Source organism: Pedobacter sp. 22226 (genome assembly GCF_052045455.1).
Taxonomy (GTDB): Bacteria; Bacteroidota; Bacteroidia; order Sphingobacteriales; family Sphingobacteriaceae; genus Pedobacter; species Pedobacter jeongneungensis.
In genome coordinates, this window is record NZ_JBQEPB010000009.1 from 132,395 (window position 1) to 147,804 (window position 15,410).

Below are 15,410 nucleotides of genomic sequence, written 5' to 3' on the forward strand. Positions count from 1 at the left end.
TTTACCCAACGTAAATCTACATGGCTGAATATTAACCAGACATTAAATTTTAACCGAATAGATTTAATATTTTATAACAATTATGGATAGACTTTACAATTTGAAGAAGACGTTTACCTGCGTTGGATTTGAGAAAATTCAATGGGCTAAAGTGCTTTATACCTTAACTTTTCTTTTCCTGATCAGTTCTTCCCTCAATGTATTTGCACAGGGTACAATAACCGGTACGGTAAAAGACAGCAAGGGAATTACCTTACCAGGCGTAAGTGTAAGGGTTAAAGGCACTTCAATTGGCGCTGTAACCGATAATGACGGTAAGTTTTCAATTAAAGCGGCAGAAAATGCAACCTTAACTTTTACCTACATTGGTTATATCAATAAAGAGGTTGCAGTAAATAGTAAAAGTGCTTTAACCATTGTGCTCGAAGATAACTCTCAGGGCCTGGATGAAGTAGTGGTGGTTGGTTATGGTGCACAGAAAAAATCTACCTTAACGGGAGCCATTGCGCAGATCAACTCCGAAGAGATCATGAAATCGCCAACGCCAAACCCAACCAACAGTTTAATTGGTCGTTTACCGGGCTTACTGGCCGTACAAACCAGTGGTCAGCCGGGGGCAGACGGTGCCCAGTTAAAAGTGAGGGGTGTTGCCACTTACGGAGCCAATAACGCTGCAATCGTGGTGGTTGATGGGGTAGAACGTCCGAGTTTCTCAGATGTAGATGCCAGCGAAATTGAAACCATTACTGTGTTAAAAGATGCAGCTTCTACAGCTATCTATGGTATCCGTGGTGCGAACGGTATCATTGTAATTACCACAAAACAAGGAAAAATCGGTGCGCCAAAAGTTACCTACACCGGTAATTATGCGTTGCAAACCTATACCGGTTTGGCGGTTGGTCTGCCGGCTTTAGAAAGTGCCACTTTGTTAAATCAATCTTACCTGAACGATGGTAAACCTGCATTTTTTACGGATGCGGAGATCCAGAAATTCAGGGATAAATCAGACCCGATCGGTTATCCTGATGTGCAGTGGTTTGATTATTTAACCAAAAAATATTATTCGCAAACACAGCATAATATTAATATCAATGGCGGAACAAGAATTGCCAAATATTTTGTTTCGGCAGGTTATGCTTTTCAGGACGGGATTTTCAAAAAGTTCGATTCGCCTTACGGAATTAATACGGTGCCAAATTATAACCGCTATAATTTCCGTTCGAATGTAGATTTAACGCTGAATAAAGATTTTACTGTTGGAATTAAGTTAGGCGGGCGTTTTGCCGACCGTTATCAGCCAGCAGGTTTACGATCCTCTTCTGCATTCTCTTATGATACGATTGAAGGAATGATTTCGCGTATTCTGCAGGTTCCGGCTTATGCTTATCCGGTTACTTTACCTGATGGCAGAATTACAGCTAACCCGAATGTGGGTACCAATATCTGGAATCCTTATGCGGTTTTAACACGTTTTGGAACACGTAATGATGATAACAATACCATCGAAAGCACATTTAACCTGAATTATAAATTAGGATTTATTACCAAAGGATTAGGTTTTAAAACAGTATTCGGTTACGATTCTTATTATAACAATACTGAAAGAAGAAATGCCAACTGGGCGGCGTATGTGTATAATCCGGCTACCGGCGAAGCTACTTTATCAACCGATACACGTAACCGTGATGAGCCTTTAGGAGCCGTACAGGATGGCGGGGTTACTGAAGGCAGCACTAATATGAATTTACAGTCGGGGTTTGATTATAACCGCGATTTTGGAAAACATAATGTAAGCGCCTTATTACTGGGTACAAGACAGTTGATTAAATCAACAGGTACCACTGCATTTACCGCTCCTCCGAAAGCATCACAAGGTATTGCCAGTCGTGTGGCCTATAACTATAATGAACGTTATTTCGCAGAGTTCAATGCTTCTTACAATGGATCAGAAAATTTTGCACAGGGTTTGCGTTATGGTTTCTTCCCGGCAATATCGGCAGGGTGGACGTTAACCAATGAGCCTTTCTGGAAAAAGAATGATATTCTATCTTATTTAAAAATCAGGGGTAGTTATGGTTTGGTTGGTAACGACAGGATTTCGGATAGCCGTTTCTTGTTCTTAACCAGTTATTCTACTTATACCACTACTACTGCTGGCGGTCAGGTAGCGCCATTCGGAAATCCAAATTCCATTACCAATTATCCAACCATTTTAATCAGGGATCCACAGTTTTTTGGTGCTACCGGAAACGATCTTGGCAACCCGATAGTAACCTGGGAAACCGGTACCAAACGCAACATTGGTTTTGAAGCCCGTTTATTTAAAGATAATTTAAGGGTTACGGTTGATTTATTTGATGAAACCAGAAGAGATATCTTAACGCCATCTCTAAGTGGTTCGGCTCTTTATGGGCATACTTATCCGAATTTCAACAAAGGTATTGTTTACAACAAAGGTTACGAGGTTGAACTCGATTACCAGAAACAGGTTGGAAGTGTAACCCTTGGTTTAAACGCCCAGTTGAGTTATTCGAAAAACAGGATTGTGGAAAATGATGAACCAGATGGTTTACCTCCGTCGTTGGTAAGAAAAGGAACCAGCGTAGGTCAGTTTTTTGGATATGTAACAGATGGTTTCTTCCAGTCGGCGGCTGATATTGCTGCTTCTCCAAAATTGCAGGGTTATTCTCCAATTCCGGGAGATTTAAAATTTAAAGATTTAGATGGCGATGGCATTATCACCAGTTTAGATCAAAAAGCAATTGGGCATACCAATACTCCAGAGTATGTATATAGCTTTAGTCCGCGTGTTTTGTACAAAGGATTTTCGCTTTCCGTATTACTTCAGGGTGTTGGAAACGTAAGCTCGAATGTAATTCTGAACGAACAGAACAATGGCCAGCAGATGTATCCTTTTATGCTCGATTCGTGGACCCCTGCAACTGCAGCAACCGCAACCTGGCCGGTTATACACGCAAGGGGAACAGCATCTTTAAACTATGCTTTAAACGATTTTACCTTACAGAATTCTTCTTATTTAAAAATCAGAAACGTAGAATTTGCGTGGAACTTACCTAAAGAGTGGGCCACCGCATTAAAGTTAAGCAACGTAAGGGTTTTTGTACAAGGGCAGAATCTTTACACCTGGACGAAGTATAAATTTTATACCGATCCTGAAAACGTAAACACCATTAATACTGCATTTCCATTGCAATCGATTTATCCAACATCAAAGGTGTACAATTTTGGTTTAAACGTTCAATTCTAAGAAAAATGAAACCATCATGAGCATGCCGCTCTCAAACAGTAATTAATATGCTCATGATCGCTTCATCGCCGCTAAAAAAAATATAAGCAAATGAAAAATTATAAAATATTTACAGCAATTCTTTTATTAACGCTCTTCTCTGTTTCTTGTAAAAAAGATTATTTAGAACGTACCCCGGGGGTTGCCATTAGTGAGGATGATATTTTTGCAGATCCGGCACTGGCCGCAAGATTTGCCGACAACGCTTACAACTATGTCATTACAAAATATGTACGTTTTAACGATCACCGTGGTTGTACCGCACAGGCTTCAGATGAGGCCGTTTCAGGAAACTCAGAAGGTTCGGTAACTTCTTTAAACAGAGGTTTATACCATGATCATTCTAACGGACCATCGTTAAACGATATTTATGGCGTATGGAAACTGATGTATGCAGGCATTTCGGTAGAAAATAAAATGCTGGCCAGGATAGGAGAGGTACCTCCATCTCCAAATGCTTCTGTTCCGATTTTTGATGCTAAACGTGTAGAGGGCGAAATGCGTTTTCTGCGTGCATTATCTTATTTCGAGCTGACCAAAAGATTTGGTGGCGTACCCATTATCGATAAAGTTTATGCGGTAACCGACGATCTGAACAGTATCCCAAGAAGTTCTTTTGCCCAGGTAACCGATTTTATCTTAAAAGATATCGAAGTTGCCCTTACTAAACTTGGAACTGATGCTGATTATGGTGCATCTAATTATGGCCGCCCGACGCTGGGTGCTGCACTGGCTTTAAAAGCACGCGTATTACTATATGCTGCCAGCCCGCTAAACAATCCAAACAATGATAAAACCAAATGGCAGGCTGCTGCTACTGCTGCTGCTGAGGTAATGAAAGGTGTTGATGGTTTAGCTAAACAAGCTTATTCGCTGCAGGATAATTATGGAGAACTGTTAAATCTGCCAAATTCACCAGAATACATCATGATGAGGATTAAAGGGCCAACTCCTTTGGCTGGCGAAATGATGCAGGATTTTTCAATGTCGCCGGGTTCTGGTGGTGCACAGGGACAGATGAATCCTACTCAAAACCACGTAGATATGTACGAAATGGCCAATGGTAAAGCGATAACCGATCCTACTTCCGGTTACGATCCGAAGAACCCTTATTTAAACCGCGAACCACGTTTTTATAACAATATTATTTATAATGATTTAGCCTGGCAGGGTAGAAAAATCGAAATGTGGACTTCAACAGATGCCAGCGGTAAAGTATCATACGGTAAAGATTACAGTACAACCATTACCTATACCGCAACACGTTACTATTGCAAAAAATACTGGCCGGAAGTTTACCGTACGGTTGGCGGAAGTACAACATTATTAAATTACCTGTATTTCCGTTATGGTGAAATATTGCTGAACTATGCCGAAGCACAGAATGAAGCAACCGGACCAGATGCGAGTGTTTATGCACAGCTTGTGGCGCTGCGTAAACGTGCAAAGATTGCCCCGGGTACTGGTACGTATGGTTATGGATTAAAAGACAACATGACCCAGGATGAAATGCGCATAGCGATCAGGCATGAACGCGCTATTGAGCTGGCTTTCGAAGATCACCGCTGGTATGATATTATGCGTTGGAAAATCGGCGCACAAACAATCGCTGTTCCAATGAAAGGCATGGACGTAGTAAAAAATACCAATGGTAGCTTTACCTATACGCCGATAGTGCTTGGTCCAACCTTCCAAAAAAGCTGGACAGAGGCGCAAAATCTTTACCCGATCCCCAGAGCAGAGATTTACAAAAGTAAAGGTGCCTTAATTCAAAATCCGGGCTGGGAATAGTTGATTAATCATAACGCTAAAAGATTTTCAAAATGAAATTTATAAAATCAAAATATATTATATGTCTCTTATTCATGATGGCAGGAATGCTGAGTGTTTACGGACAAAAACCTGATGAAAATTTAACCATAACTGGAAAAGTTGTAGATCAGGATAAAAAACCGTTGCCTGGTGTAGCCATTTCCATTCAGGAAGATAAAACCAATAAAGCGGTTTCTACAGGCACAGATGGTACCTTTTCTATCGATGCATCCAGCAGCGATGTACTGGTATTTAAGTTTGTTGGCTACGGAACCATATTAAAGCCTGCAGCTGAGGTGAGTAAAGGCGATGTGGTGTTAACCAAATCTTTGGTTGATGCCGGAGATGATGACCTGGTATATATCCCGTTTGGAGTAAGAAAAAGGAGAGAGGTTACCGCAACCATCAGTACCATCAAAGCAGAAAATCTGCCTCAAATCCCCTCATCTTCCTTAACCAATGTTTTTACCGGTCGTTTAGCAGGTTTAGCCGTATATCCAAGTGGCTCACAGCAGCCGGGATACGATGCATCGAGTTTTTTAGTTCGGGGTCGCTCATCTTATAACAGTAACCAGGAACCTTTGGTTATCGTTGATGGTATTGAAAGAGATTTTACCTCAATGGATTTAAATGAAATTGAAAGCGTAAGTGTTTTAAAAGATGCCGCAACACTGGCCTGGTATGGCATGTATGGCGGTAACGGAGTAATTTATGTAAAAACACGCCGCGGCAGTGCAACTTCTACCAAAGTAAGTTTCGATGCACAGGCTGGTTTACAGGCGCCGTTGCAGATTACAGCACCTTTAGATGCTTACTCTTATGCTACACTTTATAACGAAGCCGCTATTAATAGTGGTGGTACAGCAGTTTACGGCCCGGCGGCTTTACAAGCCTACCAGGATGGTTCTGATCCGATAAAATACCCTAACAACAATTTCGTACGCGATTTTACCAAAAAAGTGGCACCTACACAGCGTTATGTGGCTTCGGTAACTGGCGGTAATGCTTTTATCAAGTATTATACTGTTTTAAGTGCTTACCAGCAAGGTGGTTTTTACAAAGGCGGCCATAGCGAAACCTATGATGCCAATACCGATTTTAGCCGTTATAACCTCCGCACCAATTTAGATCTCCACGTAAACAAAAATTTAGATGTTGCTTTAGATATTGGCGGTAGGATAACCACCTTAACTTTCCCGAATGCAGGTACAGGAACTTTTTTAACTGCGGTATATTCTACCCCGGCAAATGCTTTCCCAATCTTAAATCCTAACGGATCGTACGGCGGAACATCTGTTTATCAGCAAAGTAACCCGTTAGCCATGTTGCAATCGAGAGGTGCTAGTACCGATTTAATGCGGAACATGATTGCAACCATAAGTGCCCGCCAAAAAATGGACGGCATTTTAAAAGGTTTATCCGGCGAGGTTTTTTATGCTTACGATATTGCAGGCTTGTACCGCTCGGGTTTTGCAGAAACTTATGCAACTGCAGTACTTAATGCCGATGGTACTTATTCGCCATTTGGTACAGCAAGTAAGGTAAATTACCAGGGCAATGCCTTTTCTGGCAATGTGAAAAAAAGTGAATTCTGGGCAGGTTTAGATTACAACCGTACTTTCGGTAAACACGATATTAAATTTTCAACCAGGGTTTCGAGGGCAAATCTATCTTCTTTCGGAAGTTTGGATGTACGCAGGGAAGGCTGGTCTAACCGCTTATCGTACAATTTTATCCAGCGTTATTTTGTTGATGTAACCGCAAATTATTCGGGATCGGAAAATTTTGCACCTGGTAAAAGATATGGCTTCTTTCCTGCCGCATCAGCCGGATGGATTATTTCTGATGAGAATTTCATGAAAGGATCCGCCAGCTTCCTAGACCTGTTAAAAATCAGGGGCTCTTATGGTTTAGTAGGTAACGATGCCATTGGCTCAGCCAGAAGATTTGCCTTTAACGATTTTTACAGCAGAAGTACAACCGGATATAATTTTGGTACTGCTTTTACTGGAGTAAGCGGTACCGGACAACTGGCTTTGGCCAATCCCGATTTAACCTGGGAAAAAGCCTATAAAACCAGTCTGGGTTTCGATGCCAGGTTGTTTAAACAATCATTATCCATCAGTGCCGATTATTTTTATGAGGACAGAAAAGATTTAACTACCGCTTCTTTATTGCCAAGTTTGCTCGGACAGAGTTTAATTTATGTGAACGAAGGAGAAGCCGAATACAGAGGCTTTGAAACCGGCATAAACTACAATAAAAAAATAGGCGCAGTAAACTTGAACCTTTTTGGAAACTTTACCTATAATGTAAGTAAAATCCTTGCCATAAACGAAGGAGCTGGTTTGCCATCTTATCAAAAACAGTTAGGTCACTCCATTTCGAGCGTAATTTCGCCTGCTGCAACGGCAACTACCGGGGCAGGGTATATCTCAACCATGTTAATCTCTAATGGGATCTTCCAATCGCAGGCAGAGATCGATGCTTCACCAAAACAGATGTTATCAGGTTCTGTAAAACCAGGTGATATCAAATATGTGGATCAGAATGGCGATGGTTTGATTAACGATCTTGATAGGGTAAGAACCGATTTCAACTTTGTGCCAAAAGCATTCTTTGGCTTTGGTGCTTCGGTATCCGTTAAAAATTTCGACCTGAATTTCTTGTTCCAGGGCACCAGCGGCCGTTCCATTACCATCCAGAATCTGGTTAACTCAGGTAATGCCAATAATGGTTACCTGAGCCAGTTTAGTGTAGATAGATGGACTCCAAGTAACCCAGGTGCACCTTATCCGAGGTTATTATTAACTGATAGGGGAAACAACACGGCGAATTCGGATTTCTGGATCCGCTCCGGCGATTACATCAGGTTAAAAAATGTTGAACTGGGTTATTCATTATCCCCGGCATTTATCAAAAGGTTAAAAATCTCCCAACTCCGTTTTTATGTGGGTGGCTTAAACCTGTTAACCTTTGATAAACTTGGCGACCTGCCCATCGATCCGGAATTGCCTGAATCAGGATACAATGCTTCATATCCTTATATGAAAATTTATTCACTGGGCTTGAACCTGAAATTTTAAAAGATAAGATAAGGAAACCATCATGATTTTACAAATTCTAATAGATATGCTTAAAATCACGATCGCTTCATCACCGTTGAAATAAATAAAAAAAGATGAAAAAAAATATATTTTATCCAATCCTGGCCTTTGTACTTTTACAGGTAGCAGGGTGTAAAAAAGACGACTTCCTTCAGGATGGATCTTTTAGCGGGACTAACGATATTACCGAGGCACAATTATGGGCCAATCCTGATTATGCAAGAAATTTCCTGAATAATGTATATTCTGTTGTTTCAGACCGGTATAATTTAGGCGATGGCGCCTTGCTGGCATCCGGAACAGACGAAGCGGTAAACTCCAACCTCAATGCATCAATTTCTACATTAAATAATGGCACCTGGAGCCCGGTTAGAACCTTTGATGATGTTTACGTAGATATGTATGTAGGCATTAGAAAAGCCAATATGTTTCTCGAAAAAATCGATGCGGCTGCAATTGTTCCAATTGATGAAGTGTTGCCTGCAAACGTGGCCGAAAACCAGACTTTAGCCTCGCAAATTGAGCGTTTAAAAGGTCAGGCTTATTTTTTAAGGGCCTTTTTCGAATTCGAACTGCTTAAACGTTACGGTAGTTTCGCCATTGTAACCAAAACTTTAACCATTAACGACAAACTGGATGTACCAAGAAATACTTTCGATCAATGTGTGGCACAGATTTCTGCAGATTGTGAGAGCGCTATAACTTTATTACCGCTTTCACCGTCTGAGTGGAATACCACCAACAGGGGCAGGGCCACAAAAACCTCAGCCATGGCACTTAAATCGAGGATGTTATTGTATGCAGCCAGTCCTCAATATAACCCAACAAATGATGTTACCAAATGGCAGGCTGCGCTTGATGCAGCTAAAAGGGTGATGGATACCGGTAAACATGGAATTTACTCTTCTTATCCAAATATTTGGTTGTGGAATGTATCAGGAGCAGCCTATAACAACGAAGTGATTTTTGCTACGCAGACTCTTAATACCAATTCAATCGAAAGCACCAATGCACCTGTTAGTTACGATGGTGCAACCGGCCGTACCAACCCGACCCAGGAAATGGTTGATGCCTTCGAAATGAAAACAACAGGAAGGCCAATTACCGATGCTGCATCAGGTTATTCGGCAACAGCGCCATACACCAACCGCGATCCGCGTTTAAACTTTGCGGTAATGTACAACGGTTCTACTTTTAAAAGTAAACCTGTTGAAACTTTTGTGGGCGGGAAAGATGGTTTAGGCCTAAATGTTAATGCTACTAAAACAGGTTATTACATGCGTAAATATTTGAGTGAAAGTGCTGTTTGGACAGGTACAGCGACAAATATTCGTCGCCCATGGATTTTGTTCAGGTATGCAGAAATTCTTCTAAATTATGCTGAAGCTATAAATGAAGTACAGGGTGTAGCCGGACAAACCGAAGTTTTAAGGGTTTTAAATCTGATCCGTAACCGACCAGGTGTAGTGATGCCTGCATTGCAAACTACCAATGTTGCGGGTAACGGTTATGTAGCGCCAACAAAAGATGAATTGCGTAAAAGAATCCATAACGAGCGGAGGGTAGAGCTTTGCTTCGAAGAGCACCGCTTTTACGATGTACGCCGGTGGAAAGAAGGAGAAGCTACCTTTAACAAACCGGTTACCGGAATGCGCATCTTGCAGTTAACGCCAACTACTTTTAGTTACACACCCTTTACGGTAGAGAACAGGGTATTTGCGGCAAGAAACTACCTGTATCCGATTTCACAATCAGAATTAAACAAAGCTCCGAGCCTGGGACAAAATCCGGGATACCAGTAAAAAACTAGATTTTGCTCAAATTTAGGCGGGCGGTGGAAACACCGTCCGTTAATTAATTGTTAGTTTTGGGAACGATCAATTAATTAATATTAAAACTTAAGTTATGCTGAAAACAACCTATAGCGTATTTTTAATCTGCTTTTCGCTCCTTTCTTCAATCAGTTACGGTCAGGTTACTGCTATACAGAATATCCAGGGACGTAAAATCCAGAGCCTTAACGGCAAGTGGAACTATATTATAGATCCTTACGAAAATGGTTATTACGATTACCGCCATGATCCTTTCGATCAGTCGAAAACGGGAGCAGGTGGCTATTTTGACGATAAAGTTCAGAAAGATAAATCTGAACTGATCGAATATGATTTTGATCATTCACCACAAATGAATGTACCCGGCGATTGGAATTCGCAATCAGAAAAGCTGGAACTTTACGAGGGCAATATCTGGCTGCGCAGAAAGTTTGATGCCAAACCCGAAAAAGGAAAAAGGTATTTCGTGTACTTCGGTGCCGTAAATTACGAGGCGCATGTTTATTTAAACGGCAAAAAACTGGGTGTACACAAAGGTGGTTTTACGCCTTTCCAGTTCGATGTAACCAATAATTTAAAAGCGGGCGAAAACTCAATCGTACTTAAGGTTGATAATATCCGCAAGCAGGACGAAATTCCTACCGTAAATACCGATTGGTGGAATTATGGCGGCATTACACGAGATGTTTTCCTAGCCGAATTTCCTGATCATTTTATTAATGATTATAAACTTCAACTCGTTAAAGGAAACAAAAACCTGTTAAATTTCTCGGTAAAACTGGCTGATGCAACTGCCGGACAGGAAATTACCTTATCGATCCCTGAATTAAAATTAGAGAAAAAATACAAAACAGACGCTGAAGGTAAAGTTGCAGACGAATTTACCTGGAACAACCTCAGTTTATGGTCGCCTGAAAGTCCGAAACTATATGGCGTAAACATTAAAACTGATAAAGAAAATATTAGCGATAAAATTGGTTTCAGAACCATTCAGGTGGCTGGCGACAGTATTTTATTAAACGGTAAATCTGTTTTCCTTCGAGGAATTTCCATTCACGATGAGAATCCATTGTTGGCTGGTCGTTTACGTTCAGAAGGCGATATGCGCATGATGCTGCAATGGGCAAAAGATATGAACTGTAATTACGTTCGTTTGGCACATTATCCGCAAAATGAAGAAATGATCCGTTTGGCCGACGAAATGGGCTTACTGGTTTGGGCCGAAGTTCCGGTTTACTGGACCATCAGCTGGACCAATCCTGCAACCTATGCCAATGCAAAGCAACAATTAACCGATTTAATTGTACGCGATAAAAACAGGGCAAGTGTAATTGTATGGTCAATCGGTAACGAAACGCCATTAAGCGATGCCCGTTTAAGCTTCATGAGCAACCTGGCAGAAACTGCACGCTCTTTAGACGATACCCGTTTGGTAGCTGCGGCATTGGAAGTTCACCGCGAAGGAAACAACATCATTTTGAACGATCCGCTGGGCGAAAAAATCGACCTGGTGAGTTTTAACGAATATGCTGGCTGGTATTGGGGCGGTAATCCTTCAGAAATCACCAAATATAATTTTGATATCAAGTATAAAAAACCGGTCGTAATTACCGAATTCGGTGGCGATGCCCTTGGTGGTTTCCATGCCGATGAAAATACCCGCTGGAGTGAAGAATATCAGGAAGCCCTATATAAAAACCAGATTACTTTATTAAGTAAAATTGGTGCTTTACGCGGAATGACGCCCTGGATCTTAACAGATTTCAGGTCGCCGAGAAGACAACACCCTATCTATCAGAATTTCTGGAACCGTAAAGGATTAATCAGCGAAACAGGCAAGAAAAAGAAAGCTTTCTTCGTACTGAAAGATTTTTACGACCAGATGCAGGTCAAATACAAATAAATGATGAACAGATTAAAGAAAATTAGTTTTGCTTCGAAAATCATGATTTCGATGTCGCTGTTAACCATCTCCTGTGCAAAATATAAAAGCACGAGTATCGATCCCGGGATGGTAAAATCAGCACAGTCAGCAGAAGAAATTACATTAAAAAGTATGCCTTTTCCCATGGGAGCTGCTGTTAACGTCGGTCTTTTAAAAAGCAATATTAACTACCGCAATCTGGTTATTAAAGAATTTAATAGTGTTACGGCAGAAAATGCCATGAAATTCGCATCCGTACATCCTTCAAAAGATACTTATACCTGGAGCGATGCCGATTACGTGGTTGATTTTGCCGTAGCCAATGGAAAAAGAATCCACGGACATACTTTAAACTGGTATAAATCATTGCCTGATTGGGTAAATAATTTCCAGGGAAGCACTGCCGATTGGGAGAATCTCCTGAAAACCCATATTCAAACCGTTGTCGGGCATTTCAAAGGCAAAGTAACTTCATGGGATGTAGTAAACGAAGCCGTTAACGAGGATGGTACCTTACGCAACAGCATCTGGCTTCAAAAATTAGGTCCTGATTATATCGGCAGGGCATTTCAGTATGCGCACGAAGCAGATCCGAATGCCTTACTTTTTTACAATGATTATGGCCACGAATTTGGCCCCACCAAGCGTACAGCCATTTTAAACCTCGTTACCGGTCTTAAAAATAAAGGTATCCCGATTGATGGCATCGGCATCCAGATGCATACCCGCGTAACCCAAACCGATGCCAATTTAACTGCCGCCATTAGCACTGCTGCGGCTACAGGCTTAAAAATCCATATTTCTGAAATTGATATTGCCCTCAATCCGGATAATATACAATCGATGACTTACACCACAGCATTGGGCGAGCAACAAGCCGCAAAATATAAAACCATTGTTAAAGTTTATAATGCCATTCCAAAAAATCAGCAGTATGGCATTACCCAATGGAATGTAACCGATGCCGATAGCTGGATCCCATCAAACTATAACCGTCCCGATTGGCCATTGCCTTTCGATGCGCAATATCAGCGAAAAGCAGCTTACCAGGCCATTTTAGACGCAGTTAAATAGCAGAAATACCCAATATGAAAAGATATTTACCATTAGCCTTAATTTTAGGAATATCCCTTTCCGCTTCGGCACAGGATAAAAAGATCGAAAAGAAAATCGATTCTGTTTTAAAACTGATGACCCTGGACGAAAAAATCGGTCAGTTAAACCAATATACCGGCGATCGCGATGCAACCGGACCGATAACTAATAATCCGAATAAATTGAAAGATATCCGCGATGGTAAACTGGGTTCAATGCTTAACGTACGGGGAGCCAAAGAAACCCGCGAAGTACAGGAAGTAGCCATGCAATCGCGGATGAAAATTCCTTTGATTTTCGGTTTGGATGTCATCCATGGTTACCGCGTTACCTTTCCCATTCCTTTGGCCGAAGCAGCCAGCTGGGATCTGGCCGAGATAGAAAATGGTGCAAGGGTTGCTGCACGCGAAACTGCAGCATCAGGTGTGCACTGGACATTCGCACCCATGGTTGATATTGCCCGCGATCCGCGTTGGGGAAGGGTAATGGAAGGTGCTGGAGAAGATACTTACTTAGGTTCTAAAATTGCTTTTGCCCGTGTTAAAGGTTTTCAGGGTAAAGGTTTAGGCAATCTGGATGCTGTGATGGCCTGCGCGAAACACTTCGCCGCTTATGGAGCCGCCATTGCAGGCAGGGATTACAATGCGGTTGATATGAGCGAGCATACGTTGTGGGAAACCTATCTGCCGCCGTTTAAAGCCGCAGTTGATGCTGGTGCTGCCACTTTTATGAACTCGTTTAACACTTTAAACGGCATTCCGGCCACAGGCAACAGTTACCTGCAACGCGACATTTTAAAAGGACAATGGAAATACCAGGGGTTCGTGGTGAGCGATTGGGGATCGATAGGCGAGATGATTGCCCACGGTTATGCAAAAGATAAAGAACAGGCTGCCGAGCTGGCTATAAAAGCGGGTAGCGATATGGATATGGAAAGCAGAAGTTATCTGCCAAGCCTGGCCAAATTGGTTGCCGATAAAAAAGTGCCAATTGCTTTAATTGATGATGCCGTAAGAAGGGTTTTACGCAAGAAATTCGAATTGGGTTTATTTGATGATCCATACCGTTTTAGTGATGTAGCACGCCAGGAAAAGGAAATCAATTCTGCCGAAAACAGAAAAGCTTCTTTAACTATGGCTGAGAAAAGTATTGTGCTCTTGAAAAATGAGAAAGAAATTTTACCATTATCTAAAAACTTAAAAAAGATTGCGGTAATAGGTCCTTTGGGTAAATCTGAAAAAGATATGCAGGGTTTTTGGTCCATTGCCTGGGAAAAAGATAACCTGGTTTCACTTTATCAGGGCTTAAAAAATAAAGCGGGCAATCAAACTGAATTACTTTATGCAAAAGGTTGCGAACTGGCAGATTCTTCAAAAGCGGGTTTTGCCGAAGCTGTAGCAACAGCCAAACAAGCTGATGTTGTGGTAATGGCTGTTGGTGAAGCCTTTGATATGAGTGGCGAGGCCAAAAGCAGGGCAAATATCCACATCCCTGGCGTACAGGAAGACTTAATCAAGGCCATTCAGGCTACCGGTAAACCCGTTGTAGTTCTGGTAATGGCTGGCCGTCCGTTAATTTTTAACTGGACAGCCGATAACGTTCCTGCCATTATGTACACCTGGTGGTTGGGAAGCGAGGCGGGTAATGCCATGGCCAATGTGCTTTACGGCGATTATAATCCGTCTGGTAAATTACCGATGACATTTCCAAGAGATGAAGGACAGATTCCTTTGTATTACAATTATTTAAGTACTGGCCGCCCGGCTAAAAACGATAAAGATACCCGTTACCGTTCTGCTTATTTAGATATGCCGAACAGTCCGAAATTTGCATTTGGTTATGGTTTGAGTTATACCAATTTCGATTATACTGATTTGGCGGTAAGCAAAACACAAATCAAACCGGATGAGAAAATGACCGTAAGTTTTACTTTAAAGAATACCGGTAAATACACTGGAGCAGAGGTAGTTCAGTTGTACCTGCAGGATAAGTTTGCTTCGGTGGTACGTCCGGTTAAAGAACTGAAAGATTTTCAGAAAGTAATGCTGAAAGCAGGTGAGAGCAAAACCATTACGTTCACAATTGATAAAGAAAAACTTTCTTTTTACAACCATCAGCTTAAATGGGGTGCCGAAGCAGGCGATTTTAAATTAATGATCGGAACTGCTTCCAACAACATTAAACTGGAAAAAGATTTTACGTTGTTATAGCGAGGGGAGATACAAATCATATAACTTTCCGTGCCTTCCGTGCATCCGTGGCAAAAAACAAATGGTTCGTGGAGACATGAACTATGGCATGCAGATTACCATCGTGTTAAAAAAATAAACAAA

At 41.5% G+C, this 15,410-nt stretch carries 7 protein-coding genes; all 7 read left to right on the forward strand.

Annotation, left to right across the window (positions count from 1 at the left end):
- The first annotated feature begins 82 nt into the window (after positions 1–82).
- The 7 genes from ACTJKC_RS20135 to bglX all read left to right on the forward strand — a co-directional run bounded on the left by ACTJKC_RS20135 (position 83) and on the right by bglX (position 15,287).
- The gene (locus tag ACTJKC_RS20135; RefSeq protein WP_440794733.1) at positions 83–3,268 is read left to right on the forward strand and encodes a SusC/RagA family TonB-linked outer membrane protein; all 3,186 of its coding nucleotides are present in this window, start codon (positions 83–85) and stop codon (positions 3,266–3,268) included.
- A 90-nt stretch (positions 3,269–3,358) separates the two neighbouring features.
- A complete protein-coding gene (locus ACTJKC_RS20140; protein ID WP_440794735.1) occupies positions 3,359–5,098 on the forward strand; it encodes a RagB/SusD family nutrient uptake outer membrane protein in 1,740 nt (579 codons plus the stop codon).
- Positions 5,099–5,130: 32 nt separating this feature from the next.
- Positions 5,131–8,205 carry a SusC/RagA family TonB-linked outer membrane protein gene (locus tag ACTJKC_RS20145; RefSeq protein WP_440794737.1) on the forward strand — a complete coding sequence of 1,025 codons (3,075 nt, stop codon included), beginning with the start codon at positions 5,131–5,133 and terminating at the stop codon, positions 8,203–8,205.
- Between the two features lie 95 nt (positions 8,206–8,300).
- Positions 8,301–10,028, forward strand: a complete 1,728-nt coding sequence (locus ACTJKC_RS20150; RefSeq protein ID WP_440794739.1) for a RagB/SusD family nutrient uptake outer membrane protein — start codon at positions 8,301–8,303, stop codon at positions 10,026–10,028.
- Between the two features lie 103 nt (positions 10,029–10,131).
- Positions 10,132–11,961, forward strand: coding sequence for a glycoside hydrolase family 2 protein (locus ACTJKC_RS20155; protein WP_440794741.1), 1,830 nt, complete (start codon positions 10,132–10,134; stop codon positions 11,959–11,961).
- Positions 11,962–13,056 carry an endo-1,4-beta-xylanase gene (locus ACTJKC_RS20160; protein WP_440794743.1) on the forward strand — a complete coding sequence of 365 codons (1,095 nt, stop codon included), beginning with the start codon at positions 11,962–11,964 and terminating at the stop codon, positions 13,054–13,056.
- A 14-nt stretch (positions 13,057–13,070) separates the two neighbouring features.
- Positions 13,071–15,287 carry a beta-glucosidase BglX gene (bglX, locus tag ACTJKC_RS20165; RefSeq protein ID WP_440794745.1) on the forward strand — a complete coding sequence of 739 codons (2,217 nt, stop codon included), beginning with the start codon at positions 13,071–13,073 and terminating at the stop codon, positions 15,285–15,287.
- Positions 15,288–15,410: the final 123 nt, after the last annotated feature.